Annotated in this window: 23 protein-coding genes and 1 tRNA gene; 15 read left to right on the top strand and 9 right to left on the bottom strand. The window is 69.4% G+C overall.

The window, feature by feature from the left end:
• Positions 1-6 precede the first annotated feature (6 nt).
• The 6 genes from ACZ45E_RS16875 (at position 7) to ACZ45E_RS16850 (ending at position 5928) form a co-directional block, all read left to right on the top strand.
• On the top strand, positions 7-219 hold the full coding sequence (locus tag ACZ45E_RS16875; RefSeq protein WP_468221539.1) for a DUF3311 domain-containing protein: 213 nt from the start codon (positions 7-9) through the stop codon (positions 217-219).
• Entirely contained in the window at positions 216-1730 is a 1515-nt protein-coding gene (locus ACZ45E_RS16870; RefSeq protein ID WP_468221537.1) for a sodium:solute symporter family protein, read from the top strand. The genes ACZ45E_RS16875 and ACZ45E_RS16870 overlap by 4 nt, the downstream gene beginning before the upstream one ends.
• Positions 1731-2161: 431 nt before the next feature.
• Positions 2162-2554: a DUF6412 domain-containing protein gene (locus ACZ45E_RS16865; RefSeq protein WP_468221534.1), complete on the top strand. Its 393-nt coding sequence runs from the start codon at positions 2162-2164 to the stop codon at positions 2552-2554.
• 98 nt (positions 2555-2652) lie between these two features.
• Complete coding sequence (locus ACZ45E_RS16860) at positions 2653-3432, top strand: YidC/Oxa1 family membrane protein insertase (RefSeq protein WP_468221532.1); 780 nt, start codon at positions 2653-2655, stop codon at positions 3430-3432.
• A gap of 132 nt (positions 3433-3564) precedes the next feature.
• The gene (locus ACZ45E_RS16855; protein ID WP_468221530.1) at positions 3565-4422 is read left to right on the top strand and encodes a fumarylacetoacetate hydrolase family protein; all 858 of its coding nucleotides are present in this window, start codon (positions 3565-3567) and stop codon (positions 4420-4422) included.
• Positions 4423-4539: 117 nt separating this feature from the next.
• Positions 4540-5928, top strand: a complete 1389-nt coding sequence (locus tag ACZ45E_RS16850) for a choice-of-anchor A family protein (RefSeq protein WP_468221528.1) — start codon at positions 4540-4542, stop codon at positions 5926-5928.
• Here the strand turns inward: ACZ45E_RS16850 and ACZ45E_RS16845 are convergent.
• On the bottom strand, positions 5912-6397 hold the full coding sequence (locus ACZ45E_RS16845; RefSeq protein WP_468221526.1) for a heme-degrading domain-containing protein: 486 nt from the start codon (positions 6395-6397) through the stop codon (positions 5912-5914). The genes ACZ45E_RS16850 and ACZ45E_RS16845 overlap by 17 nt on opposite strands.
• Positions 6394-7476: a Gfo/Idh/MocA family oxidoreductase gene (locus ACZ45E_RS16840; protein ID WP_468221525.1), complete on the bottom strand. Its 1083-nt coding sequence runs from the start codon at positions 7474-7476 to the stop codon at positions 6394-6396. Before ACZ45E_RS16840 ends, ACZ45E_RS16845 begins: the two co-directional genes overlap by 4 nt.
• A gap of 52 nt (positions 7477-7528) precedes the next feature.
• On the opposite strand from ACZ45E_RS16840, the gene ACZ45E_RS16835 reads away from it, so the two are divergent.
• The 6 genes from ACZ45E_RS16835 (at position 7529) to ACZ45E_RS16810 (ending at position 13907) form a co-directional block, all read left to right on the top strand.
• Entirely contained in the window at positions 7529-8944 is a 1416-nt protein-coding gene (locus tag ACZ45E_RS16835) for an ROK family transcriptional regulator (protein WP_468221523.1), read from the top strand.
• 195 nt (positions 8945-9139) lie between these two features.
• Entirely contained in the window at positions 9140-9946 is an 807-nt protein-coding gene (locus ACZ45E_RS16830; RefSeq protein WP_468221521.1) for a hypothetical protein, read from the top strand.
• A gap of 295 nt (positions 9947-10241) precedes the next feature.
• Positions 10242-11021 (top strand): HAD-IIA family hydrolase, encoded by a 780-nt coding sequence (locus ACZ45E_RS16825; RefSeq protein WP_468221519.1) that lies wholly within the window; start codon positions 10242-10244, stop codon positions 11019-11021.
• Between the two features lie 133 nt (positions 11022-11154).
• The gene (locus ACZ45E_RS16820) at positions 11155-11721 is read left to right on the top strand and encodes a hypothetical protein (RefSeq protein ID WP_468221516.1); all 567 of its coding nucleotides are present in this window, start codon (positions 11155-11157) and stop codon (positions 11719-11721) included.
• Positions 11722-11732: 11 nt separating this feature from the next.
• Positions 11733-12404, top strand: a complete 672-nt coding sequence (locus ACZ45E_RS16815; RefSeq protein WP_468221514.1) for a class F sortase — start codon at positions 11733-11735, stop codon at positions 12402-12404.
• A 483-nt stretch (positions 12405-12887) separates the two neighbouring features.
• Positions 12888-13907 carry a glycoside hydrolase family 6 protein gene (locus tag ACZ45E_RS16810; protein ID WP_468221512.1) on the top strand — a complete coding sequence of 340 codons (1020 nt, stop codon included), beginning with the start codon at positions 12888-12890 and terminating at the stop codon, positions 13905-13907.
• 138 nt (positions 13908-14045) lie between these two features.
• Here the strand turns inward: ACZ45E_RS16810 and glxA are convergent, their stop codons facing one another.
• From glxA to ACZ45E_RS16780, 6 genes are all read right to left on the bottom strand, one after another.
• Positions 14046-15983, bottom strand: a complete 1938-nt coding sequence (glxA, locus tag ACZ45E_RS16805; protein ID WP_468221510.1) for a radical copper oxidase GlxA — start codon at positions 15981-15983, stop codon at positions 14046-14048.
• Positions 15980-17926, bottom strand: a complete 1947-nt coding sequence (locus ACZ45E_RS16800; protein WP_468221508.1) for a glycosyltransferase family 2 protein — start codon at positions 17924-17926, stop codon at positions 15980-15982. Before ACZ45E_RS16800 ends, glxA begins: the two co-directional genes overlap by 4 nt.
• 292 nt (positions 17927-18218) lie before the next feature.
• Positions 18219-19106, bottom strand: coding sequence for a hypothetical protein (locus tag ACZ45E_RS16795; RefSeq protein ID WP_468221506.1), 888 nt, complete (start codon positions 19104-19106; stop codon positions 18219-18221).
• Between the two features lie 120 nt (positions 19107-19226).
• Positions 19227-20558, bottom strand: a complete 1332-nt coding sequence (locus ACZ45E_RS16790; RefSeq protein ID WP_468221503.1) for a hypothetical protein — start codon at positions 20556-20558, stop codon at positions 19227-19229.
• A 347-nt stretch (positions 20559-20905) separates the two neighbouring features.
• Positions 20906-21493, bottom strand: a complete 588-nt coding sequence (locus tag ACZ45E_RS16785) for a hypothetical protein (RefSeq protein ID WP_468221501.1) — start codon at positions 21491-21493, stop codon at positions 20906-20908.
• A 65-nt stretch (positions 21494-21558) separates the two neighbouring features.
• Entirely contained in the window at positions 21559-22227 is a 669-nt protein-coding gene (locus ACZ45E_RS16780) for a Crp/Fnr family transcriptional regulator (protein WP_468221499.1), read from the bottom strand.
• A 370-nt stretch (positions 22228-22597) separates the two neighbouring features.
• Here ACZ45E_RS16780 and ACZ45E_RS16775 point away from each other — a divergent pair, with 370 nt between their 5' ends.
• From ACZ45E_RS16775 to ACZ45E_RS16765, 3 genes are read left to right on the top strand one after another with little or no spacing between them, the layout of a single operon-like run.
• Entirely contained in the window at positions 22598-23305 is a 708-nt protein-coding gene (locus tag ACZ45E_RS16775) for a helix-turn-helix domain-containing protein (protein ID WP_468221497.1), read from the top strand.
• 10 nt (positions 23306-23315) lie between these two features.
• A complete protein-coding gene (locus ACZ45E_RS16770; RefSeq protein WP_468221496.1) occupies positions 23316-24320 on the top strand; it encodes a tyrosine-type recombinase/integrase in 1005 nt (334 codons plus the stop codon).
• The gene (locus ACZ45E_RS16765; protein ID WP_468221495.1) at positions 24317-24928 is read left to right on the top strand and encodes a peptidoglycan-binding domain-containing protein; all 612 of its coding nucleotides are present in this window, start codon (positions 24317-24319) and stop codon (positions 24926-24928) included. Before ACZ45E_RS16770 ends, ACZ45E_RS16765 begins: the two co-directional genes overlap by 4 nt.
• A 64-nt stretch (positions 24929-24992) precedes the next feature.
• Here the strand turns inward: ACZ45E_RS16765 and ACZ45E_RS16760 are convergent.
• A tRNA-Lys gene (locus tag ACZ45E_RS16760) sits at positions 24993-25066 on the bottom strand.
• Positions 25067-25207 lie beyond the last annotated feature (141 nt).

Below are 25207 nucleotides of genomic sequence, written 5' to 3'. Positions count from 1 at the left end.
ACGCCCGTGATCAACCGACGGCCCCATCTGCTCTGGCTCCTCGTGCCCTTCGTCCTCTACATCGGCGCGCTCCCGTTCGTGAACCGCGTCGAACCGGTCGTGCTCGGGCTGCCCTTCCTGTTCGCCTGGCTGCTCGCCGCGACGCTGCTCACGCCCGTCGCCGTATGGCTGACCTGGCGCGGGGACCGGAAGTACCGGGACAAGGGGGCGCGGTCATGAGCGACGCGGCTGTCGCCAGCACCCTCTTCGGGGCTTTCATGGTCGTGACGCTGGCCCTCGGGCTGCTCGCCGTACGCGGCAAGGGCAAGGGCGGCGGGCTCGCCGAGTGGTCCGTGGGCGGGCGGTCGCTCGGCGCGGTGTTCATCTGGGTGCTGATGGCGGGCGAGGGCTACACCAGCTTCAGCTACCTCGGCGCCGCCGGATGGGGATACAACTTCGGCTCCCCCGTCCTCTACGTCGTCGCCTACATGTCGTGCGGGTACGCCGTCGGCTACGTCGTCGGGCCGATGCTCTGGGCGTACGCGCGCGAGCACTCGCTCGTCAGCATCACCGACATGGTCGCCCACCGGTACGGGAGGCCGTGGCTCGGCGCCGCCGTCGCGATCCTCGTCACCGTGTTCCTGCTCCCGTACATCCAGTTGCAGATCACGGGGATGGGCGTGGTCGTGCAGACGATCTCGTACGGCGCGATCAGCCTGAACTGGGCCTACTTCATCGGCTTCGCCGTCACCACCGTCTTCGTCGTGGTGAGCGGGTTGCGCGGCAGCGCCTGGGTGTCCGTGCTGAAGGACCTCCTCGTCATCGTCACGCTCGCCTTCCTCGCCGTCTACGTGCCCCTGCACTACTTCGACGGCTACGGGGACTTCCTCGGGCGGCTCGTCGACGAGAAGAGCGCCTGGCTGACGCTGCCCGGCAGCGGCGGGAGCCCGTACGGGCAGGGGTGGTTCGCGACGACCACCTTCCTCAACGCCCTCACCGTCGTCATCTTCCCGACCACCGTCGCCGGATACCTCGGGGCCCGCAGCGCCGACGGGCTGCGGCGCAACGCGATGTGGCTGCCCGCCTACAACATCCTGCTGTTCGTGCCGATGCTCCTCGGCATGGCCGCGCTGTTCGTCGTGCCCGGCCTGACCGGCTCCGAATCGAACCTCGCCCTCCTCAAACTCGTCGTCGACTCGCTGCCGGCCTGGGCGGTGGGGCTCATCGGGGTCGCCGCCGCACTGTCGTCGATCGTGCCGATGGCTGTGTTCATGCTGGTCATCGGCACGATGTGGGGGAGCAGCGTGCTGTCGCTCGTGCCGCGCTGGCGGGCCTCGTCGGCCGCGCAGAAGGCCGGGTCGCAGGTGGTCGTCGTCGTGGCCGGGTCGATCGCGCTCCTGCTCACGTACGCCGCGCCGAACACTCTGGTACGGCTCTCCCTCATCTCCTACGAGGGGATGGCGCAGCTCGTGCCCATGTTGCTGGTGGGGCTGGTGTGGCGGCGGTTGAGCCTTGTGGGTGCGCTGAGCGGGCTCGTGGTGGGGGTGGGGGTGGTGTGCGGGCTGGTCTTCAGCGGGCGTGATCCGGTGTTCGGGATGAACGCGGGGATCGTTGCTCTTGGCGCCAATGTCGTGGTGACGCTGGTGGTGACGTATGCGTGTGCCGCTGACCGGGATTCGCGGGCGGACGGGGATGTGCTGGCTCGGGATCCGGTTGATTCTGGGGGTGTGGTGGGAGGGGGTGGGGGTTAGCTCGGGTTGCGGTGGTGGGTTGGCGCGGGTGCGTTGTGGCTGGTTGCGCAGTTCCCCGCGCCCCTGGGGGGTGCCGGGTTCTGGTGGTGTGTGGGTGCGGCGTCGTCGTGGCTGGTCGCGCAGTTCCCCGCGCCCCTGGAGCGGGCGGCTTCGCCGCCGCCCCATAGGGCGGTCGGGGGTGCGTTCTTGTGTGTGGCCGCGCGGCTCTCTGAGATGGCGCACGCAGTGCGCATCTCAGGGGCGCGGGGAACTGCGCGATCAGCCCCACGCACCCGCACCCGACCAAGGCCCGCACCAACCTCCGTCGATCCGGTCAGCCGGGCCCTGCTCGCCCCCCGGCGCATGCTTCGGCCCGTCGTGACGGAGCCTGTATAAAGGGCGGAGCATATGAACGCCATCGTCGGCACAGGCAGGGAGGAGGGGAGCGCGTCATGAGGCAGAACCAGGACCAGAACCAGAGTCCCGGCCAGAGCCAGAGGCCGGGCCGGGTTCGCGCTCAGGTCCCGGCGCGTAGCCGGGCCGGGGCCTTGCGGCCCGCCGCACTGCTGCTGCTTCTCCTCGTCCAGAGCGTCCTGGGCCTCGTCGTCGACACCGGCAGCCTCGCCGGGGCCGTCGCGCTCGCCGCGACCGCCGCCGCGGGATCCGCCCTCGCCGTCTGCGCCCTGCTCGGCGCACGCTGCGCGCCGGCCGTGCCGCCCCACCGGGTCCGCACCACGATGCGCGACCGTGAGCAGCGCACCGCCTTCCTGCCCCAGCGCGATCCCGACGCCTCGGGACGCACCAGGCCCCGGGCACCGGGCCGTCTCGTTCCGACGGCCTGCTGACCGGCCCCTTCGCGGCCGCACTCCGCAGTCCGTCACGCCGAACTCCCTGCTGAACACCGGCACGTTCCGGCACGACGAGACCCCCGGAGGGCTCACCCATGTCTTCGTTCATGTCCGTCTTCGCGAGCCTGGTCGAGCAGGTCGCCGACCTGCTCCAGCCGCTCTTCCACGCCTCGGCCACGGCCGCGGCGATCATCCTGTTCACCGCGTTCGTCCGCCTCCTCGTCCACCCCCTGTCGCGCGCCGGGGCCCGCGGGCAGCGCGACCGGCTCAAGCTCCAGCCGCGCATCGCCGAACTGCGCAAGAAGCACAAGAAGAACCCGGAGGCCCTGCAAAAGGCGATCATGGAACTGCACCGCGAGGAGAAGGTCTCCCCGCTCTCGGGCTGCCTGCCCATGCTGTTCCAGATGCCGGCGTTCTTCCTGCTCTACCACCTGTTCTCCAGCGACAGCATCGGCGGTACCCCCAACGCCCTGCTCGGCCACACCCTCGGCGCGGCCCCGCTCAGCGGGAACTTCAAGGACGCGCTCGGGCACGGCGGGCTGTTCGGGCCGCAGGGCCTGGTGTACGTGGCGCTGTTCGCGCTCGTCGCGGCGGTGGCGACCTTCAACTACCGGCGCACCAAGCGGCAGATGGCCCTGTCCGCCGCCGCTGCGCCGACGCCCGCCGCCGACCAGCAGGTGCCGGGCGCGGGAGCCATGGCGGCGATGGGCAGGTTCATGCCGCTGATGTCGTTCATGACGCTGTTCACGGTGGGTGCGGTGCCGCTGGCCGCCGCGCTGTACGTCGTCACGTCGACGACGTGGAGCGCCATCGAGCGGGCCGCCCTGTACCGCGACATGCCGTACGGGGTCGGCGCCACGGTGCCCGCGCTGTAGACGGTCGGCGGGTCCACTCCGTGAACGGGGTATTGCGGAGTGGACGCCGAACTTGGAGGATCGACCAGACCTCCGATGGCTGCGGCCGCACCGAGCCATGGAGGCTTCTCCTAGAACTGAGGGAGTTACCCCATGAAGCTGCTGCGAGTCGGTCCGGCCGGAGCCGAGCGCCCCGCGCTCCTGGACGCCGAGGGCACCCTGCGTGACCTGTCGGGACTGGTGCCGGACATCGACGGCGCGCTGCTCGCGGACGACGCCGCGCTCGACCGGGTCCGCACCGCCGCGACCTCCGGCGAGCTGCCCGTCCTCGACGCCGCGGGGCTGCGTATCGGCCCGCCGGTGGCCCGGATCGGCAAGGTCGTGTGCATCGGCCTGAACTACCACGACCACGCCGCCGAGACCGGGGCCGAACCGCCCGCCGAGCCCGTCGTCTTCTTCAAGGCGGCGGACACGGTCGTCGGGCCGCAGGACACCGTGCTCGTGCCGCGCGGCTCGGTCAAGACGGACTGGGAGGTGGAGCTGGCCGTGGTCATCGGACGTACGGCCCGCTACGCCGAGTCTCCGGCAGCGGCGCTCGCCTGCGTCGCCGGATACGCGGTCTCCCACGACGTGTCGGAGCGCGAGTTCCAGATCGAGCGCGGCGGCACCTGGGACAAGGGCAAGAACTGCGAGACGTTCAACCCGCTCGGGCCGTGGCTCGTGACGGCGGACGAGGTGCCCGACCCGCAGGCGCTCGGCCTCAAGCTGTGGGTCAACGGCGCACTCAAGCAGGACGGCACCACCGCCCAGCAGATCTTCCCGGTGGCCGAAGTGGTGCGCTACGTAAGTCAGTTCATGACGCTGTACCCGGGCGATGTGATCAACACCGGTACGCCGTCGGGCGTCGCGATGGGGCAGCCCGAGCCGAAGCCGTACCTGCGGGCCGGCGATGTGGTGGAGCTGGAGATCGAGGGCCTCGGCCGGCAGCGGCAGGAGCTGAAGCCGGCGTAGCGGCCGCTGTCCTCGCGGTGCACCGCGACGTGGTGGGGCGCCCCTCTTTCGGGGGCGCCCCACGCGTGTCTGCCGAGGGGCGCCAAGCTTTGTTCGGATAGTGCGGTTATGCGAAATATGCGTGCACGCCGATTCCCCGTGGCCGTCAGCGCCACCCTCGCCGCCTCGGCCGCCCTGGCCGTCGTCGGCGCCGGGGCCGCTCACGCCGATCCACTGCCGGGCGGCCTCGGGCCCTGCAAGGGGAGCAACTGTCCCGGCTCGTACCCGGACCCGAACAACGGGACCCCGGCCGGACGCGACAACAACATCAACGTCTTCGTCGGCGGGGACATGCTCGTGCGCAGGTCCGCCGCCGAGGCGGAGGGCAAGATCGTCGTCCTCGGCGACTTCGACCAGGACAAGGACGCCGGTGTCTCGCAGATCTACAACGTGGGCGTCGCGGGCGTCGGCTCGCGCGTGCCGCCGGACAACGGCACCGACTTCCTCACCGTCGGCGGCGATCTGACCGTCGCCACGGGCGAGCGGCTCCTCGCGGAGGAGGGCACCGTCAGCGGCGACGTGCGCTACGGCGGTGCGCACTCCGGGACCGTGAACCCGGCGGCCGTCAAGGACGCGGCCGCCGCCGGAGCGTTCCGTCCGCTCCGTACCCAACTGCAGAAGGCCAGCCACTGCTACGCGTACGAGGGCGGGACGGCGCACCGCAAGGCGACCGGCACCGCCGTCAACGACGGCAGCACCACGGTGTTCACCGGTGACGGCAGCTCCGCGATCCAGGTCTTCGATGTCGACTTCGACATGGTCAGCCGCAGTGGTGGCCAGGAGGGCCTCCGGTTCGAGGGAATCCCCTCCGGCGCCACTGTCCTCGTCAACGTCTACGGGGACGCGCGGAAGATCAGCACCTATGAAGGAATGCTCCCGGCGAAGCTGCGCGACCGGCTGCTGTGGAACTTCCCCGACGCGACGGACGTCACGCTCGGCGGCACCGCGCAGTTCTCCGGCAGCACGCTGGTGGGGAACCCGGCGAGCATGTCGACGGTGACCATGCCCGGTGTCAACGGCCGCTTCTACACCGCCGGTTCGCTCACCCACGCGTCCTCGGCGGGAGGCGGCGGGGGGCAGGAGTTCCACGCCTACCCCTTCGACGGCGACCTGCCGACCTGCGACGAGTCCCCGGCACCCAAGCCCAGGCCCACGCCCACCCCTACGGACTCACCGACGCCCACGCCCACGGATTCACCCCGCCCCGTCCCGTCCCCGACACCGAGCCCCTCCGACAGCACTCCGGGGACGACGACCGGCGGCGGCACGTCGGGCGGCGGCAACGGAGGCTCCACAGGCGGGGGTTCAGGCGACAGCGGAGGCACCGGCGGCGGGGAACTCGCCGAGTCCGGCGGCTCGTCCGAGGGTGCGGCGGTGCTCGGTGGGATCGCCGCGGCCACCACGGCGGCGGGCGCGGCGATCCTCGTCGTGGCGCGCAGGCGGCGCGGAGTCAGCCGCCGGAGGTGAACCTCTCCAGCGCCTCGACCACCAGCGCGTGGTCCTCGATCTGCGGCAGCCCGGAGACGACCACCGCGCCCACCACTCCCGCGCCCCGCACGGTGATCGGGAACGCGCCGCCGTGCGCCGCATAGGTGTCCGGGTCGAGGCGCGAGGAGTCCTCGAACGTCGTGCCCTTGGCCCGGAAGCGGCTGCCCACCAGGTACGAGGACGCGTGGTAGCGCTCCACGACGCGGCGCTTGCGGGCGATCCACGCGTCGTTGTCCGGCGCCGAACCGGGCAGCGCCGCGTGGAACAGCTGCTGGCCGCCCCGCGTGATGTCGATGGCGACCGGCGCCTGCCGCTCGCGGGCCAGTTCGACCAGGAGCGTGCCGAGGGCCCACGCGTCGTCGTAGGTGAAGGAGTCCAGGACCAGGCGGCGTTCCTGCTCCTCCAGCGTCGCGATGTCCAGGGCGGAGGCCGGCTGCCCGGCGCTCACAGCGTCACCGTCACACCGTCGCGGGCCGAGCGGCGGGCCGCCTCCAGCACGTCGAGCGCGTCGGCGGCCTGCGTGGCGGGCACCGGGTTCGGGGCGCCGTCACGGAGGGCCGCGGCCACGGCGGCGTAGTACGCGGGGTAGTCACCGTCGAGCGTGGGCTGCGGGCGGCCGCCGCCGGTCAGCGGGGACTCGCCCGCGCCGACGCGGCCCCAGAGCGACTCGGGCTCCACACCCCACGGCTTGCCGGCCGCCGGGCGCTCGCCGTCGCGCAGAGCGGCCTCCTGCGGGTCGAGGCCGTACTTCACATAGCCCGCCGCGGAGCCGAGGACGCGGAAACGCGGACCGAGCTGGGCCGTGGTCGCGGAGACGTAGAGGTGGGAGCGGACCCCGTTCGCGTGGGTGATCGCGATGAACGTGTCGTCGTCGGCCTCGGCGCCCGCGCGGCGCACGTCCGACTCCGCGTACACGGAGACGGCCGGGCCGAACAGGACCAGGGCCTGGTCGACGACGTGGCTGCCGAGGTCGTAGAGCAGGCCGCCGATCTCCTGCGGGTCGCCGGACTCGCGCCAGCCGCCCTTGGGCTGCGGCCGCCACCGCTCGAAGCGGGACTCGAAGCGCTGGACATCCCCCAGCTCGCCCGCCTCGACGAGGGCCTGGAGCGTGCGGAAGTCATTGTCCCAGCGGCGGTTCTGGAAGACCGACAGGAGCAGGCCGCGGTCGTCGGCCAGCGCCGCGAGCTCGCGGGCCTCGGCCGCCGTGCCCGCCACCGGCTTGTCGACGACGACCGGCAGCCCCGCCCGGAGAGCGGCCGTCGCGATCGCCACGTGCGTCTTGTTCGGGGAGGCGATGACGACGAGGTCGAGGTCGCCGGCCCGCTCCCACAGCTCGTCGGGGGAGGCCGCGAAGCGCAGCCCCTCACCGTGCTCGGCGCGGGCCTGCGCCTGCCGCTCGGGGTTCGAGGTGACGACCGTGTCGAGGACCAGGCCCTCGGTCGCGGCGATCAGCGGGGCATGGAAGACGGAGCCCGCCAGGCCGTAGCCGACGAGGCCCACCTTGAGCGGGGAGCTGGTACCAGTCATGCCTCCACTTAAGCAACGGTGTTGCCAAAGTGCAAGCGCGGGGGACAATGGGATGGTGAACACCCATGCAAGGCCCACCGCGGGCGTGAACCTGACCGCCCTGCGCGGGCACAACGCGGCCCTCGTCCTCGACCTGCTGCGCACCGCGGGCGAGAGCGGGATCAGCCGCCTGGAGATCGCCGAGCGCACCGGTCTGACCCCGCAGGCCGTCAGCAAGATCACGGCCCGGCTGCGCGGCGAGGGGCTCGCCGTGGAGGCGGGGCGCCGGGCCTCCACCGGCGGCAAGCCGCGCACCGTACTGCGCCTGGTGGCGGGCGCCGGGCACGCGGTCGGCCTGCACCTGGACCGCGACGAGCTGCGCGCCGTCCTGACCGATCTGGCCGGCACCGTGGTCGCCAGCCGGCGCTCCCCGCTCGACCTGGGCGCGGGCGCCGACGCGGTCCTCGCTGCCACGGCCCGGGAGGTGGACGCGCTGCTGGACGCGGCGTCGGTCTCGGCCTCGGTCTCGGCTTCGGCATCGGCATCGGCGTCCGTGTCGACATCGACATCGGCGTCGGCTTCGGTCCGGGGCGGGGCCGGTGGCAGCCGCGATGGCAGTGGCGATGGCGATGGCGGTGTTGGAAGTGGCGATGTGGGCGGCGGCGGTGGCAAGGAAGGGGTCGGCGCCGGGAGCGGTTCTCGCGCCCGCCGCGCGGGGGGCGCGGCCGTGCTCGGTGTCGGCGTCGCCGTGCCCGGGCCGCTCGACCATGCCGACGGGGTACTGCACCGGGTCACCGGGTTTCCGCAGTGGGACGGATTCCCGCTGCGGGACGCGCTCGCCGAGCGGCTCGGGCTGCCGGTCGTCGTCGACAAGGACACGAACGCGGCGGCGCTCGGCCTCGCCCTCGAAGGTGCCGCGGGCGCCGGCTCCTTCGCCTACCTCCATCTCGGCACCGGGCTCGGCGCGGGGCTCGTGCTCGGCGGCGCGCTCTATCGCGGGGCGCGGACCGGGGCGGGCGAGTTCGGCCACCAGGTGATCCAGCTGGACGGCCCCCGGTGCGACTGCGGCAACCGCGGCTGCATCGAAGCCCTGTGCCTCGCGGCTGTCGCGGCCGCGGTGGACGGCGACGGCAGCGGCGACAAGGGCGACGGTGACGAGGGCCAGGGCGTCGGCCGGCGTGGTCTCGACGAGGCCGCGCGCGTGCTCGGCGAAGGCGCCGGGAACCTGGTCAGCCTGCTCGACATCGACGCCGTGCTGCTCGGCGGCCGGACCGTTCTCGCCGCCGAGGAGCGGTTCGTACGGGGAGTGGCCCGGGTCCTGGACGCCCGTGCGCGGCGCGAGGGTGGCGGCCCCGCGATACCGGTACGGGCCGCGCCCGGCGGGGCGACCCTCGTCGTCGAAGGCGCCGCGCAGCTGATCCTCGCCCCCCTGTTCGGGCGCGGGAACGCCGCCCTCCCCGCCCCGCGGCGGCAGCCCCGGGCGAGCTGATCCCCCGCGCCAACCGCAATCGGCCGGAAGTGAGCTGATCGAGGGGACTTTGGCGGCCATTGGGCCGTATGGGGTCGTGTCGTGGCGGCCCCGCCGCACGTGCGTGGCAGATTCCTGGGCCACGGCCGTCGTGCCCGCGGGTCCGCGGTGGTCGACCGACTCCGCGACCAACTCCGCGACCAGCAAAGGCTTTTCATGCGACTGCGCCGCACGATCGCCCGGAGCACCCACGTCATCACCGCCGTTGCCGCCACCGCCCTCGCCCTCTCGGGACCCGCGTCGGCGACCGCGGGCGACGGGCTCCGGCCGAGCCGGGCGCGCCAGGTGTGCGAGGCCGCCGCGGACGGCCGTGACTTCCCCGTCGCGAGCCGTATCCGCGAGGCACCCCCGACCCTCTACCGCGCCGGCGGCGGCTACCGGCACTGGTCGTTCGACCTCACCGACACCACCGGCGCCGGGTGCGGCGCGCTCCACCCCGTCCTCGTCCTCGTCGACCAGCGGCGGACGTTGCGCTCCGCGCAGATCAGGCTGGAGTTCTCCGACGGCACGCGCTGGCGGCCGGTGCGGTTCGAGAGGACCGCCCAGGGCGACCATGTGGGCGTCTTCGACGACGGGTTCCCGGGGTTCTCGGTCGGCCCCGGCGGGACCGTCACCGTACGGGTCCGGCTCGCGTTCACCCCGGACACGCTCCCGGCCCGCGTCGTCGCCACCGCCGCGCTCGTCCAGCGCCGGGGGGACGACGGCGACTGGGTGGGGGAGGCCGGCGACTACCCCTTCGACATCGTCACGGACGGCAGCGGCGACGGCGTCGGTGACGGTGACGAAGGGGGCGGGGGCGGGAACGGCACCGGTCACGTGCCGGGCCGGTCCTACGCCGGTGAGCTGGCCGCGACCGGCCCGAGCGGCACGCTGCTCGGCCTGGCGGCCACCTCCGGCGCCCTCCTCCTCGGCGGCGGCGCCCTCATGCTGGGAGCCCGGCGCCTACGCGTCAGATACCGCTGAGCCGCCCGGACCGCCCGGACCGCCCGGACCGCCCGCGCCGCCCCCGGCGAACAGCCCACCCGCGCCGCCAGCGCCCCTCCCGCGCCGAGACCGTCACGCCGGCCGTGCCCACCGGTGTGACCAGGGCGAAGGTGCCGTTCCGGTACACCGGCGGCAACAACTGGTTCCGGACGATCGACGGGGTCAAGATCAGCGGTTCCTGATTAGGCTGAGGGGCGCCGGCACAGCGTCGTCCCGGCGCCCCTCAGCTCACTGGATCCACAGCTGTCGCAGCGAACCGCAGGAGTGACACCGCATGGCAGAGCGCAAGCCCATCGATTCGTGGCTCACCGACATGGACGGCGTGCTCATCCACGAAGGGGTACCGATCCCCGGCGCCGACGCCTTCATCAAGCGGCTCCGCGACTCCGGCAAGCCGTTCCTGGTGCTCACCAACAACTCCATCTACACCGCCCGCGACCTCCAGGCCCGCCTCACCCGTATGGGTCTGGAGGTCCCGGTCGGCAACATCTGGACGTCGGCCCTGGCCACCGCCAAGTTCCTGGAGTCCCAGCGGCCGGGCGGCACCGCGTACGTCATCGGCGAAGCGGGCCTGACCACGGCCCTGCACGACATCGGGTACGTCCTCACCGACCACGACCCCGACTACGTGGTCCTGGGCGAGACCCGCACGTACTCCTTCGAGGCCATGACCAAGGCCGTCCGCCTCATCAACGGCGGAGCCCGCTTCATCTGCACCAACCCCGACGAGACCGGCCCCTCCACCGAGGGCCCGCTGCCCGCCACGGGCGCCATCGCGGCCCTGATCACCAAGGCGACGGGCAAGCAGCCGTACTTCGCGGGCAAGCCGAACCCGCTGATGATGCGTACGGGCCTGAACGCCATCGGGGCGCACTCCGAGACCAGCGCCATGATCGGGGACCGGATGGACACCGACGTGCTGGCCGGCCTGGAGGCGGGCATGCAGACGTTCCTCGTGCGGACCGGGCTGACCAGCGACGCCGACATCGCGAAGTACCCGTTCACGCCGTCGCACGTCGTCGACTCCATCGCGGATCTGGTGGACCTGGTCTGACCCGGTGGACCTGTCAGGCCCCGCTGACTTGTCAGGCCCGCTGACCTGTCAGCCCCGCTGACCTGCGGTCGGACGCCCCCGGGATGCGGAAACCGGCCGGACGCGTGAACCTGCCAGTACCAGGAGGTTCACGATGCGTGCAGGTCCGCTTGCTCTGAGTGCCGCCGCGGCGGCCGTCGCCCTGGTGGCCGTGCCGGTCACCACCGCACAGGCCGCCGACCACGGCGGAACCGTCTCCGTCGACCCGTACGGGGCCCCCGCGGGCACCGACGTCGAGCTTCGGGTGAGCGGCTGCGACGGCACCACCGGCCGCGCCCGCTCCGAGGTCTTCGTCGCACCCGCCGTGCTCGCACCGGACGCGGACCGGCCCGCTCTGTTCGCCGAGGCCCGCGTGCGCTCGTCGGCCGAGCCGGGCGACTACGAGATCGAGGTGGCCTGCGACGGCGTCGACGCCAAGGTCAAGGGGGTCCTCCGGGTCCTCGCGGCCGGCGCCTCGCCCGCGCCGACCCCGACCGGGCTGGTCCACGCCGGCGGTGGCGGCGCCGCGGCCCAGCTCGCCGCTCGGCACGACTCCCCGCGGGCCGAGGTGTCGGACGGCCCGGGCACCCGGCACGCCGTCATCGGCCTGGTGCTCACGGCGGTCGCCGCGGTCGCCGTCGCCTTCCGCAGCGTCCGGCGCCGCCGGTCCTCCTCGCGGTGAGCGGGCGCGCCATGAGTGACCGTTCGCACGGAGTGGGACGCCTGATCACGGGCGTCGCCTGGGCGGTTCTGCTGCTCGGCCTGTGGCTGTGGGGCCGCGGCATCACCGACCTGAACCTCTCCTCGCCGACCACCGGCGACGCCGCCGCCGTCGGCCGTCCCTTCGCCGTCCAGCTGCCCGGCGCCCACCGGCCGGTCCGGGCGGCGGCCCCGCAGCGCATCGACATCGGCGCCCTGCACATCCAGGCCCCGGTCGTGGCGCGCGGCCTGGACGGTGGCGGAGCCGTCGAGCCGCCGCCCTACGACCAGAGCGGCGTCGTCGGCTGGTACGGCGCGGGGGCCAGGCCCGGCGAGCGCGGCACCGCCCTGTTCGTCGGGCACGTCGACACCGAGAGCCGGCCCGCGGTCTTCTACCACCTCAGCGAGGCCAGGAGCGGGGACAAGGTCCGGGTGGTGCGCGAGGACGGCTCCGTCGTGGAGTTCACCGTCGACGACGTCCAGGTCTTCTCCCGCACCTCCTTCGACGCGCAGAAGGTGTACGGCCAACACCGCGCCGACCGCGCCGAGTTGCGCCTCATCACCTGCGGCGGCACCTTCGACAGCACGTCGCGCACGTACACCGCGAACGTCGTCGTCTCCGCCTACCTGACCGCGGTCGACGAGCCGTCGAGGCCGGCGGGCTGACGGGCGCCGCACCCCACCGGTCGCCGCACCCAACCCGGTCGGCGGCCCGCTCCCCCCATGGGCCACCGACCGGGTTGGTCCTCGACCGCGCGCGCAGCGAGTCGCGGGAGTGACCCGGCGTCGGCGCGGGAGGCTTGAGGAGCCCGTCCGGTCCTGAAGGTCTTGAAGGCCGAGGTCTGGGGCCACTGTTCTCGACTTTAGAACGGATGACCCCGTCGGCCTAGAGGGCGTCTGACGCCGCGTGCGAGTCCGGTTGCAGAGGGTGCTCCCCGCAGGTGGCGGCCACTGCCCCGGCGTACGCCCCCGGGTGGGACCGGGTCGGCGGGCGCCGGTCCGACCACCGATCCCCCGGCACCGAACAGGCGTTCATCGGCCCTGGTGGGCACGGTGTAACAGGTCTCTGACAAGCGACGTCGGACCGCCTGCCCGACGCGCCGCGTATGTCACGATTGAAGGCCAGACAGTGCACCCAAGGGGGAGTGGATGTACCGGAAACTGAGGGCCGGCGCAGCCGTCGTGGGGGCGGTGCTGCTGGTGTCCGCGTGTTCCTCCGGAGGCACGGACGGCGAGACCGGCGGCAAAGGGGCCGGTCCACCGGACCCGCCGGTGAAGCAGCAGCCGAAGAGCGCCGACCCGTTCTGGGTCAATCCGGACAGCAAGGCGGCGCGGGCCGTCGCGGACCTGGAGAAGGACGGCGAGGGGGACGCGGCCGCCAAGGTCCGCAAGATAGCCGAGCAGCCCAGCGGGGAGTGGATCCTCCCCGAGAACGCGGAGAGCCAGGCGCGCGGTTACACCCAGGCCGCGCAGAAGGCGGACCGGGACGCGCTGCTCGTCCTCTACAACATCCCGCACCGCGACTGCGGCCAGTACTCGGGCGGCGGCGCCGCCGACGGTGACGCGTACCGGAAGTGGATCGACCAGGTCGCGGCGGGCATCGGGGACCGGCGCGCGACGGTTGTCCTGGAGCCCGACGCCGTCCAGCACATGGTGGACAACTGCACGCCCGAGCAGTTCCACGAGGAGCGCTACGACCTGCTCGACGGGGCCATCGGCAAGCTCAAGTCCCTGAAGAACACCACGGTCTACCTGGACGCGGGCAACGCGGGCTGGGGCAGGCCGGAAGCGATCTTCCAGCCGTTGCAGCGGTCCGGGATCGAGCAGGCCGACGGATTCTCGGTGAACGTGTCGAACTTCTACACCACCGCGGAGTCCGTGACGTACGGCAAGGAGCTGTCGGCGAAGGTCGGCGGCAAACCGTTCGTCATCGACACGAGCCGCAACGGGAACGGGCCGTACACCGGCGGCGCCGCCGACGAGCGGTGGTGCAATCCGCCGGGCCGGGCGCTGGGTGAGGCCCCGACCACCAGGACCGGTGACCCGCTGGTGAAGGCGTACCTGTGGGTCAAGCGGCCGGGCGAGTCCGACGGCACGTGCAAGGGCGGGCCCAAGGCCGGGCAGTGGTGGGGCGAGTACGCGACGAAGCTCGCCGAGGCCGGCAGCTAGGGCGTGTTTCGAAAGTCCCTCCCCCAGCCTCCGGCCGGGAGGTGCCCCCAGCCCCGCGGCGTCTGGCACGCACGCTCGCCGCGTTGCCGGCGGCGCCGAGAGGGGCGCGGGAATCCGGCCCCGCGCCCCCCGGCGTCGCTACGGCACGTGCACCCAGTGCGCCTTGCTCGGCGTGCCCTCGCCGTCCGTCACGAACAGCATGTACCAGCCCGATTCGACCAGCGACCGGTTCTTCGGCACGGTCACCGTGACCGAACCCGCCGACTTCTTCAGGCCGAGGGCGATCGACGTCTGGTCGACATCCGTGACGTGCGTGGACGCGCTCGGCCTGATCAGCCGGGCCGCCTTGATCGACGACGCGTGGCCCGTCCGGTACGTCGCCGACGAGCCCCGCCGGATCGTCTTCTCGCCGCCCTCCAGGGCCGGGCGCGAATCCCGGTACAGGTACGGCGGCGTGTAGATCTCTATGCGCTGCTCGAACTCGCCGGGCCTGGTGTTCGCCTTGTCCGAGTAGAGCGAGTCGGAGCCGAAGAAGAGCACGCGCCCATCGGGGAGCAGCAGCGACCCGGAGTGGTAGTTGCGGCCCACCAGCGGGTCGGCGACGCGCTTGAACGAGTTGGTTCCCGTGTCGTAGAGCCGCGCCTGACGGATGTTGGAGTCACCGCGCCCGCGGTAGTCCTGCGAGCCGCCGGAGACGAGCACGGAGTCGTCGGGCAGGACCGAGGCCTGCGGGTAGCGCGTGCCCTTCTCCAGCTCGGGGCCGTCCACGAACGACGGGCTCGCGTCCTTCAGGCCGACGATCCGGGTCTTGTTGCTGGACAGCTTGGACTCGCCGACGCCGCCCCCGCCGATCACCATGTACTTCTGGTCCTGCGCGGGCGGCAGCTCGACGGTGTTGGCCGTCTCCATCTTGTCGGGGTCGGAGAGGCCCGGGATCTTCTGGAACTTGTTCGTCGTCAGGTCCCAGACGCCCGGCTTGCGGCCGACGTCGTCGGGCCCGTAACCGGCGTTGGCGCCCGAGTAGAAGATCTTGCCGTTCTCCGTCTGGAACAGCGCCGGATACGTCGGGAACTGGCGGACGTCCCTGAGGTACGTCCACTTCTTCGTCCTCGGGTCGTAGACCTCGTTCTTGCCGGGCACGAGCTGCCCGATGTCGTCGAGGCCGGAGACCGAGAGGACCTTGCCGTCCGAGAGCGTGGTCAGCGTCGGGTACCAGCGCGCCTCGTTCATCGGGTCGACCTTGATGTACTTCTCGGCGATCGGATCGAACTCGAAGGAGTCCTTGATCCCCTGGAAGTCCTTCTTGTCGAGAGCGAGCTTCTGCGCGATGCCGTACACATTGCGGGTGTCGGCGCCGGTGAGGCCCTGCACCCGGTAGTTGTCCTGGGTGCCCGTCTCGTACGTCGCACCGGACTTCTGCGCCTCGACGTAGACCCGGCCGATGCCCGGGTCGTTGCGCAGGAAGCGGCCGGTGGCGGGGTCGAAGACCTTCTTGGCCCGCTCGACCGTGATGTTGATGTCGGAGACGAACGTCTTGCCGTTCTTCTTGCCGGTGAACCTCGTGCCGGCCTTGATGGTCTTGGGCGCGTCCGGGTCCTCGTTGTGGACGATCATCAGGCCGCCGGCCTTGGTGACATCGCCCTTGAGCTTCTCGTACTTCTTGGTGCCGCCCGCGATCAGCAGGTTCCCGTTGGCCAGCTGCGTGTGACCTGTGCAGAACAGGTCGGCAGGGGTCGGGATCTTTTTGATCGTCTTCTTCGCGGGGTCGTACAGGCGGGTGTCGAACTTCTTCGCGTCGAAGTTCTTCTGGTTGTTCCCCGACCCGGCCACCAGCAGGATCTTCCCGGTGCGCAGCAGCGCCGCGTGGATCGTGTTGAGGCGCATGTCCTGGGGGAAGTCGATGACGTCCCACTTGCCGTTCTCGGCCTTGTACTCGGGTCTGTTGATCTTGTAGTCGTGGTACTTGGCCGACCCGAAGCGGTACAGCCAGGGTCCGTTCATCCCGGCGAGCGCCAGTACCACCACCGTGCCGATGGCTATGCGCCGGGCACGGCGGCGGCTCGCACCGTCCTTCACCTGTTACGTCCTCCCAGGGAGATCCGCATGGTCTGGTCGTCGCCCCCGGCGTTCGGGTCCGAGACCCAACGGGGCTTGTGCTGCTGCACGCTGTGCGCCGGACCGGCCTGCTGCGGCTGCGGCGCCCCGGGGGCCTCCGCGACCGGCGGCTTCGGCTTCTTCTTCTCCTGGCGGAGCATGTACCGCCGGACGAACATCGGCAGCGCGGTGATCAGCAGGGCGAAGCAGGCCCACGTGATCATCGCGGGGTGGGAGTGGCCGAAGACGAAACCGGCGGTGATCGACCCGGCGAAGATCAGGATGAAGTACCAGTGGTACCTGAACGTGCCGAACCAGCGGTCCGGGCTGGCCGAGTCGCCCTTCGGCGTGACCACGAACTTGCTCTTGCGCCGCAGCAGGGAGTCGACAAGCGCCTTCGCGTAGAGCGGCGCGGACAGGGCCGACATCACCATACCGGCGACGCCGCCGGAGCCCTCCGGCTCGTGCGGCGAGACGTTGTGCCGGCGGTTCCAGATGTACAGGCCGATCTGGAGCGCCGACGCGTTGCCGTACAGCATCAGCCAGACCGTCGGGTCGATGTTCACGCCCGAGGCGCCGAGGCCCAGGAACAGCGCGCAACTCAGCGCCGCCAGGATCCAGTTCAGCGCGGCCATCGGGTAGAAGATGATCATCATGGTGTAGTTGAAGAGCTTGCTCGGCGGGAGCGTGAAGAAGCCCTTCCAGTACTGCTTGAGGATCGTCTCGTACGTGCCGCGCGACCAGCGCATCTGCTGCGTGAAGAAGTCCGTCCAGGCGCTCGGGCCCTCACCGACGGCGAGCACGTCCGGGGTGTACACGGACCGCCACTTCTTGCCGGTGGCCGGGTTCTTGGCGCGATGGATCTCGAAACCGGTCGCCATGTCCTCGGTGATCGAGTCGTACAGGCCGCCGATCTGCTGGAGCGTCTTGATGCGCACCGCGTTCGACGTGCCGACGAACATGGGCGCGCCGTAACGGTTCCCGGCCCGCTGGATAAGCGCGTGGAAGAGGAACTGCTGGGACTCGGCGGCCTTGGTGACGAAGTTGTCGTAGTTGCCGTAGACCTGCGGGCCGATGACGAAGCCGACGTTCGGGTCGCGGAAGAAGCCGAGCATCCGCTCCAGGTAGTTGGGCATCGGCACGTGGTCGGTGTCGACCGAGGCGAAGAAGTCGTAGTCGTCGCCGTGCGCGTCCAGCCAGGCGTTGTAGTTGCCGTGCTTGGTCCTGGCGCGGTGCGGGCCCTTCGCCTGGTTCCACTTCGCGACGCCCTTGCGGGAGAAGTGGTGCACGTCGAGCCGCTCGCAGACCGCCTTGACCTCGGCGTCGTCGCCCTCGTCGAGCAGCCACACGTGCAGCAGGCCCCGGTGGCGCAGCCTGACCGCCGCCTCCAGAGTCTTGGTGACCATCTCGATCGGCTCCTTGCCGGGCACGAACGAGGTCAGGAACGCGACTCTCGTGCCGGTCTCGGGCACCACCGGGATGGGGTCGCGGGCGACCAGTGTGGCGTGCGCGTTCGACAGCACGTTCATACAACGGAAGAACTCGATGAGGCCGATCGAGACCAGCATCACGATGTCGAGCGTGGGCAGGAAGTCGTACTTCACGTAGTCGCGCTCGGTCCAGTGCTCGGGCTGGAGCAGCCAGAACAGCAGGACGAGCGAGAGCAGCGGGGCGGCGCCCAGCATCAGGGCCGCGCGTAACCGGTGCGGCTCCTGGGAGAGCAGCGAGCGGTACTGCACCTCGTACGGCTTGTTCGGGTCGGGCTGGGTGAGGGGCCCGGCGAGCCGGCTGTAGTGCTCGTAGTCGTACCGCGGCAGCGACTTCTTGATACGTCTGAAGCCGCCGGTGCGGTGCGGTGGCACGCGAAGCTGGGTCGTCTCGGACGGATCGAAGTCCTTCCGGGCGCCCGTCGGCGTCGACGTCATGAGTCATCCCCCCGCACGCGAGTCACCGCGTGGTCGTCGGTCTTCCTCCGGGCCGGTCCCCCTCGACCGCTCCCCGACGTATCAGTGGCAGGCGACCGTCCCACTTCCTTCTAGGACTGGAACGACGACCTTCCGGTTGCACGATGCCCCCCCGCGGCATCGCTGGATGAACGGGGCTCCCGTCCCCGCGCCCCCGGCAACCGAGGCTGAGAGCCCAGATAGGTCGGAGGCGATCAGATCGAGGATGCGGCGGTGGAACTCGGGCGGATGGCTGAGGAGCTGATGGCTTCCGCTACCGAGCGCCGGCCGTGCCGACTTCCTCGACGAGCCGATGGAGTAGTGAAGCCGCCATACCGTTGAGCGCGATGGCGTCCGATCGCACCCACGAGGCGCTGCGGATCGCGCCGTCGTTGTGCTGAGGTCCACTTGTCTGGTTGAACAGAGCCTGAACCAGTTCGGCGTACCCGTCGGCCTGATCTGCGAGCCGGTCGAGAAGGACTCCGTACCGGTCGTCCTGATTCTGGTCGTCGCGCTTCTTGGTGCCGTTCATCGGCCAGATGTTCAGCTTGCGCATGTCGCTCACGGCTAGGCGCGTCTCGCGGATCGCGTCCGAGTACTCGCCGGCCGTGATCTGCCGGTCCGCGGTTCGGAGGTGCTTTGCGGCGGTAGCGAGCGGGCCATCGGTCATCGGCAGTGGCACGGTGACGGTGAACGACACCGCCAGCCCCAGCTGCTCGATCTGGTTCTCCCAGACGTTCGCTGGGACCCGGCGCACTTCCTGGACGTCGGCGAACGGGTACCCAGAGCTCTGTGGCAAGGCACCCTCGACATTCAGCTGCACGGCCATGTCCTGACCGTTGCGGTGCTTCTCCAGCTCCAGGACTTGTTCGGAGGCGACCGGGATGATCAGCTCCACGGACCGCACGTTCACCTTGGTGCGCAGGGGGACCGATACCGGCATGATCGATCCGATCCAGCCGAGGCCGTTCGCGGCCCTAAACTCACCCGAGAAAGTGACCTGGTTGATGCCTTCGGCGACGTTGAGCCGTTCAACCTCGACACGCACCGCAAGGCGGTGTGCGCCGAAGCCCGGCATGAGAGACAAGGGAGGCATGCCTCCCGGCTCTGGCGACCTCAGTCGCAGCAGCGTGCCGTCCTCAAACTTCATATCTGAAGCCATCGTGCCTCCATGTTCAGGGGACGATTGTCGGACACCGAGCGCCGCCCGCGCATCACATTTCGGGACTGCGACAGAGTCCTGCTGTAGCGCAGTGATCCATCAACGAGGATCAGCCAGTGCTCACTTCCACGGCACAACACTAACGTCGCCTACCCAGCCGCGGATTCGGGTGAGGTCCCGGTAACTACCGCTGTATCCCAATAAGTTGAGGATCAATAGCGCGAGGTAGTGGCGAGTGAGGAGCCAGGCGTCCTGCGTCAGCCCGTCCAGTCCGTAGACGCGTTCCTGAGACTCCTGCGGATGCACCAGCCGATTCCTGACCCAGGTCACGACGTCAGCTCCGTCGATGTCCTTTTTCTCGTTCGTTTTCACTTCGGCGGCGTACTTTGCAGCTGCTGGCAAGTAGCCGGGATCGATATCGATGGGAATCTGCGCATCACGCAGCACTCTGCGTAGCCGAACGTGTGCCTGGCTTCCTGTGTACTGCCGTTTGGTCATGATCCCGCTGAGGACGAGGCTTTGCCACACGATGTGTTCCAAGCCGGCCGTGCCCATGATGATCCGGGGCTCGATGAAGTCACGGCTCCTCATAGCGGAGATGGCGTACATCATCTGGAAGCGCAGCGGGGTGACCTTGTCCGGGGCGGCGAAGGCGTCGATCACGAGACTCAGGAAAGAGTCCAGCGAGCTGTGATCTTGGTCGTACCACCAGCCGTCGCCGCTTGGGCGCGCCGGGTCACAGTGAGAGCCTTGCCACTGCTCCCAGACCACCCGACCGTCGCTGTCTTGTCCCACCGGCAGCATCGGAGCGGTCCAGCGGCCGAGGGCGAACGAGATCCCGACGTGCAGTGCGGTCAGCAAGGGGTCGGCCTCATCGGCCGTGAAGACGCCATCATCAAGGCGACGTACCTCCATGACGTGTGTCATGACGTACACGTCAGTCTTGTGGAGACCTTGCCATACCCGCTGGTAATCGGGGCGAACGTCGAGCGTGATGCTCCAGCCGTCGGCTTGGTGCACCCAACGGCCCGACCATTCGTGCACTCCGCCGGCCGTTTTCGCCACTAGTCCCAGCGGGCCGTGCCAGTTGGGCAGGTTGAACCAGTGAACAAGGATTCTGGTCAGGGGAGCCTGGGAGTCCCCGAACACAGCCCCGTTCGACCATCCTCCGTCGATGTTGCGTGGAACACCAAGCATGGTCATGTCGCCCGTCGGGCGGCGAAGCGCCAGAGATACCTCGTCTCGGTTGGCAAAGAATGGCGACGCTTCATCGCCAACTTCCCACTCAAAGTTGAAGCCATTCGAGCACGTAAGCTCGACTCGACCAGGAACATCGACTCCTCCGAGCCCACCGATCTGACCGTCGTGCAGGAGGACGGCCTGTCCTGGCTCGTTGTACGGGTAGACCGGCGTGAGCGGTTCGCACGTTGGGGACATGTTCGTCGTGGCCACGTGGCCACGGTAGTGATGCATCATCGGACGTGCCGAGGATTTACAACCCACACCACCGATCCGTCGGTCGTAGTCGGGCTGCGATCAGAGCTAGCGACGACTCAGGTTCTGGCGATCAACGTGCCCGACTGCTCCGGCCGATCATGGTCATTTTCTGGCCAGTCGCGATGACGCAGGCGGCGGTGATCCATGCGTGAGTTAGTTCAATTGCGTACTCCCGGCGGTCGGATCCGCACACCAGGGCGATCAGGCCCAAAAGCCCGGCGAAGACGACCAAGAGGATCGCCGGAATTGTGCGCAGGGGAAAGGCTAAGGCGCGGGCGGCTGATGTTATGTCCACTCTGCACTCACCTGGACAGGGCGGGATCGGACGCGAACTCGGCGAACCAGGCGCGCGCTGGGCTCTCCTTGGTGGTGACGAGGACGGGCGTGAGTGCCGGCTGAGCCGAGGAGGGGTTGGACGCCATGAGGAGTCGAGCCGGGTCGGACATGGCCAGGACCATGTCGGCGTTGCTTTTCGTCAAGGCCACGCGCAGTTCAGGAGAGTCCAGGAGGCGGAACGCGTGGCTGATGTCCCGGCCCGCGTAACCGTGTTCGTCTCGGACGACCTGGCCGCAGTGGAGGGCTGCGCGCAGCTGGATGCGGTGGGCTTGATGGGCCAACTTGTTGTGTGCATATAGCGATGCAGCGAGCGCTGGGGCGGCGGCGTGCACGAGTTGGACGATGTCCACGGAAGGATCAAGGACGGTCATGATGCCGTCGCCGCGGTCCAGTAGTTCGTAGCACTCGGGCGGGATGTCGGCGCTGTCGAGACCGCGCTGAAGCGCGTCGTAGATCGTCCGCCGCATGACGAGACCCACGTAGTCGGACCGGTCGGCGCGGTTGAAGCCTGCGATGTCGATGCCGAAGAAGATCCGGCTTACCTGCTGGTGCAAGTGGCCACGCTCCCCGAGTGGTACTACTCAACGCTTCTTGTGAGTAAAAATACCACTCGACTCGCTCAGTCGGCGGCCATTGCCTTGAGGCTGTCGATGTCCTTGATGATGATCTGCCGCCGAGCGGTGGACACCGTGCCCTGTTGGCGCAGCTTGTTGAGGACCTGGACGACCGCTTCGCGTGATGCTCCAGCCCAAGACGCCAACTCCTGCTGGGACAGGTCAAGGCGCACCACTCCGGCGGCATCGTTTGGGATGCCAATCTCTTCTGTCAGCTCGATCAGCCGGGCGACTACGCGCTGAGCGACTGGCTGAGTGGTCAGTTCCTGTCGCCGTTGATCGGACTCGCGGAGTCTGGCTGCCACTGTGTGGAACACGCTGGCCGCTGCGGTCGGGTGTGCTGCAAGGAAATCGCCGAGTTGGGTGGCCGTGACGATTGCGGCTCGTACTTCCGTCATGGCGACGACGGTGGCCGACCGTGGCCGGCCGTCTAGGGCTGCTAGCTCGCCCACGATGTTGGGGCTGCCTCGCAGTCCGAGAATGACCTCGGTGCCGTCGGCGGAGTGTGTGATGACCTTGGCGTGGCCTTCGCGTAGCAATACGGCGTGCGTTGAGGGTTCGCCTTCCCGCAGAATGACTTCGCCCGCTTTGAACCGAGCCGTGGCCCCGGCCTCCGCCAGTGCGGCCAAGGGATCCGGAGGCGTTGCTCCCTGCGCTTCGCTATCGCCAAACACCGTTGTTTCCTTTGGGGATGAGCTTGGACTCGACCTCAACGTAGACCACTTGCGCGCTCGCTGGATGAGGAGCTGCGGGTCTATCGGTCAGCGGAGAGGTCCAGGCGTTGCAGAAGCGGCGCGGTAGGCACCCGCCACGTTGTGCCGATGCGGACTGATGGCACCGGGAACTCGCCGCGCCGGATCAGCTCAAAGGCCCGCGTGCGCCCAATGCCCAGGGCGCGGGCGGCGGTGACGAGGTCTATGACGACCGGTAGTTCCACCAGTTCTGAGAGCAGTGATCCGCCCTAATTTGTTGCAAGTCAACCGCTTTTGTGCATGAGCAGATCAGGACGTACCGTTGAGGCACCTTTCTCCCCAAGGTGACCTCATGGAACAGACGCCACACACGCTGCGGCAGGCGCTCGGAGCTGGTCTGAGAGAGATCAGGAAAGCCCGTGGCCTGAGGCAGGAAGAGGCCACCGCATTGCTTCAGCGGTACGGACTGACGACCTGGATTTGGGGGACCGTCGCGCAGGCGGAGGTTGGGGCTCGGCGCATAGCGCTGGAGGAAGTGCTGTTGCTGACCCTCGCCTTCGAGGTGCCGCCGGCCGCCTTTGTGGCTGGAGCGCCGGATGACCTCGTCGAGCTGTCGCCTGGCGTGCGGCTCACGGTCTCCGCGGTGAAGGCATTGCTGTCCGGCAATACGGCTGCCGTGCAGGCCATACCCACCCCGGCGGTTGAGATCACCGAGTCGCTGGCGCTGGCCAATCGGGCGGCTGACTTCCTGGCAGCGGTCCAACGATCCGGGAAGGCAGGCCCTGCCCTGGTGGAGCGAGCCGTCGCCAGTGTCGGCGAGGCCGAACGGCACGTGGCCCGCAAGATGGGAACGTCGCCGGTGTGGGTCAATCTGGTGGCACTGCAACGGTGGGATCGGACCTTGTCGCAGGAGCGAGACCTGCAACTCCAGGAGCGTCGGCCCAAGGCACCCAAGAGTCAACTGGCCACGTTGCGCAGCCACATCACCCGGGAGTTGCTGACCGAGCTGGAACACGACCTTCGTGCGGCCCATCCTGACGACATGCAGACCGCAAGGTAAGGCGTGCGTCATGCAAGGCACCACCTATGAGCGCTGCAAGTGCCCGGTCCGCAGTAACGCGGCCGGCAAGCGTCTGGCCTGTCCGAAGAAGCACGGCACCTGGTCCTACGTCGTCGATGTGTCACTGTCCGATGAGGGCCGCCTGGAGCACGGGCGGCAACAGATCACTCGGGGTGGCTTCGCCAGCCAGACCACCGCTGCCGCCGAGCTGCGGCAGGCCATCCAGCTCCTGGAGATACCAAGCATTGACGGCGATGCGGGTCGGCTGGAGATCGTTTCCTCCATTCGCGATCACTACCGCCGCTATCAGCAGTTGCCGGACTATGCCGACGTACGCCGTCGTTTCGGCGCAGGCGTCTCCCTCACGATTGAGCAGACCGCCGGCGAGTGGCTGGACGAGTGGATGGGCAGCAAGCGCAAATTGGCGGCCAGCACCCACCGTTCGTATGAAGGGTTCACCCGGCGCTACCTGGGGCCCCAGCTCGGTGACATCCCGCTGGAAAAGCTCCGGCCCGTCCAGATTCGGACCGCATACGACGCCATCGTGGCCAGCGCTGCCACCACTTCGCGACCGATCGGTCCGGCAACACTGCAACGTATTCATGCCACGTTCCGGGCAGCACTCAATGCCGACGTCCGTCAGCGCCGCATCATCGACAACCCGGCCCTGGCAGTTGAAGTTGAGAATGCGCCCCGACCGAAAGAAGTCGTCTGGACCGCCCCGCGAGTCATCGACAGGATGGCCTCTGGTCGGCGCCCAAAGGTCGCTGTCTGGACGCCCGAGCAGACCGGCGGCTTCCCCGGTCTGATGACGGCCGACCGGCTCTACGCCTACTACCACCTGTTGGTTTCCGAGGACCACGCCGCGGTGAGGGCTTCGGACTGCGGTGGCCGGACGTGGACTTGGACGCGGGCGCGCTCGCCATCGTTCAGCAGATCGTCCAGGTGGGATGGGAGACCGCAGTCACCCGGCCCAAGGACGACAGTGACGGCATCCTCGCGCTGGATTCCATGACCGCCACGGTGCTGCGGGCGCATAGACAACGGCAGTTGGAGGAGCGAGAGCTACTGGGGCCAGCCTGGACCGACACTCACTTCGTCTTCACCACCGAAACCGGCATGCCGCTACGTCCCGACTACGTCAGCCGCCACTTCGTCAGGACGATCAAGCGGGCCAACACCCTCCGAGAGGGAGACACCGGCCCGGCCATTGAGGATGTGCAAGCGACGCTCGGGCTCCCGGTAGATGGGTTCTTCGGCCCGCTGACGCGGCGGGCCGTGACTGGCTTCCAACGAGGCCGCGGGCTCAAAGTCAACGGCATCGTTGACCCGCATGGCTGGTACCGGCTTTCCCCGAGTATCCGCTCCGCCCTACCCGCACCCTGGCTATCTGCCGCCGGTCCGTCTGCAAGACCTGCGGCATCAGTCACTCTGGCGCTCGCCGCCGGAGCCGAAATGAAAGTGGTCTCCGCCATCCTCGGGCACTCAACGATCCAGATCACGGCCGACACCCACACCTCGGTACTGCCGGAAATAGCTCGCAGGCTGCTGAAGCCGCCGCCGCGCTCGTTCCCGAACCGCCTGCCGTGCAGCCGGAAGACAGTGGCGTTAACCCCTCGCTAGCATCTAGCCCCGAAAACGACCAAGGGCACCCTTCCGAAAAGAAGGATGCCCAGGTCACAGACTGTGCGCCGCCAGGGACTCGAACCCCGGACCCGCTGATTAAGAGTCAGCTGCTCTAACCAACTGAGCTAGCGGCGCCTGCTGACCTGCATAACTTTACCCGACCTCCCGGGGTGCTCCTGACCACTCGACGCGCCGGGCAGATGGTCAGTTTGTGGTGATTTCCACCTTTCGCACCGTCAACATGCGATTTGCGTAGAGAGTTGAGACGCTTTCCGC

The organism is Streptomyces sp. NPDC030991 (assembly GCF_055571235.1).
The sequence above is the reverse complement of the archived record's forward strand: the minus strand, read 5'-3'. Positions and strand labels throughout refer to the sequence as shown.

Coding starts and splice junctions, on each gene's coding strand:
- ACZ45E_RS16870 (WP_468221537.1), top strand. CDS start 216: ATGAGCGACGCGGCTGTCGCCAGCACCCTCTTCGGGGCTTTCATGGTC.
- ACZ45E_RS16865 (WP_468221534.1), top strand. CDS start 2,162: ATGAGGCAGAACCAGGACCAGAACCAGAGTCCCGGCCAGAGCCAGAGG.
- ACZ45E_RS16860 (WP_468221532.1), top strand. CDS start 2,653: ATGTCTTCGTTCATGTCCGTCTTCGCGAGCCTGGTCGAGCAGGTCGCC.
- ACZ45E_RS16855 (WP_468221530.1), top strand. CDS start 3,565: ATGAAGCTGCTGCGAGTCGGTCCGGCCGGAGCCGAGCGCCCCGCGCTC.
- ACZ45E_RS16850 (WP_468221528.1), top strand. CDS start 4,540: ATGCGTGCACGCCGATTCCCCGTGGCCGTCAGCGCCACCCTCGCCGCC.
- ACZ45E_RS16840 (WP_468221525.1), bottom strand. CDS start 7,476: ATGACTGGTACCAGCTCCCCGCTCAAGGTGGGCCTCGTCGGCTACGGC.
- ACZ45E_RS16835 (WP_468221523.1), top strand. CDS start 7,529: ATGGTGAACACCCATGCAAGGCCCACCGCGGGCGTGAACCTGACCGCC.
- ACZ45E_RS16830 (WP_468221521.1), top strand. CDS start 9,140: ATGCGACTGCGCCGCACGATCGCCCGGAGCACCCACGTCATCACCGCC.
- ACZ45E_RS16825 (WP_468221519.1), top strand. CDS start 10,242: ATGGCAGAGCGCAAGCCCATCGATTCGTGGCTCACCGACATGGACGGC.
- ACZ45E_RS16820 (WP_468221516.1), top strand. CDS start 11,155: ATGCGTGCAGGTCCGCTTGCTCTGAGTGCCGCCGCGGCGGCCGTCGCC.
- ACZ45E_RS16815 (WP_468221514.1), top strand. CDS start 11,733: ATGAGTGACCGTTCGCACGGAGTGGGACGCCTGATCACGGGCGTCGCC.
- ACZ45E_RS16810 (WP_468221512.1), top strand. CDS start 12,888: ATGTACCGGAAACTGAGGGCCGGCGCAGCCGTCGTGGGGGCGGTGCTG.
- ACZ45E_RS16800 (WP_468221508.1), bottom strand. CDS start 17,926: ATGACGTCGACGCCGACGGGCGCCCGGAAGGACTTCGATCCGTCCGAG.
- ACZ45E_RS16795 (WP_468221506.1), bottom strand. CDS start 19,106: ATGGCTTCAGATATGAAGTTTGAGGACGGCACGCTGCTGCGACTGAGG.
- ACZ45E_RS16775 (WP_468221497.1), top strand. CDS start 22,598: ATGGAACAGACGCCACACACGCTGCGGCAGGCGCTCGGAGCTGGTCTG.
- ACZ45E_RS16770 (WP_468221496.1), top strand. CDS start 23,316: ATGCAAGGCACCACCTATGAGCGCTGCAAGTGCCCGGTCCGCAGTAAC.
- ACZ45E_RS16765 (WP_468221495.1), top strand. CDS start 24,317: ATGACCGCCACGGTGCTGCGGGCGCATAGACAACGGCAGTTGGAGGAG.